Below are 441 nucleotides of genomic sequence, written 5' to 3' on the forward strand. Positions count from 1 at the left end.
GGCCGGCTGAGACCAGGCAGCGGCGGTCGTCTCATAAAGTGAGACAGCCGCCGCTGCAACTTTGTGCAGTCCTTCACAAGCGCCTACCCTGACGCCGAGCCCGTTCCCCAGAGCTGGCCGGTCACCTGCAGGACGCAACTCCCCGCGCAGACCCGGTCCACCACCGGGGCCGGGCATGTTCCGTACCTCAGGAGACGCTTTTGACCGCCGACTCTGGCCGCGCCGACGCCGGCACGCGCCGTCTCGGGGTGCCCGAGGCGACGGTCGGACGGCTCCCCCTGTACCACCGCGTGCTCGTCGACCTCGCTGAGGCGGGTGTGGCCACAGTCTCATCCGACGCGTGTGCCGCAACCGCTGGCGTCAGCCCGGCCAAGCTCCGCAAAGACCTCTCCGTCCTTGGCTCCTACGGCACGCGTGGTGTCGGCTATGAGGTCTCGGTGC

General features: G+C 69.4%; 1 protein-coding gene. It reads left to right on the forward strand.

The features are described 5' to 3' along the window. Positions 1-200: 200 nt before the first annotated feature. The coding region (locus J5M71_RS28615; RefSeq protein ID WP_279382406.1) for a winged-helix domain-containing protein at positions 201-441 on the forward strand (241 nt) is incomplete at its 3' end.

Source organism: Pseudomonas sp. 43(2021) (assembly GCF_017490805.1).
Lineage (GTDB): Bacteria > Pseudomonadota > Gammaproteobacteria > Pseudomonadales > Pseudomonadaceae > Aquipseudomonas.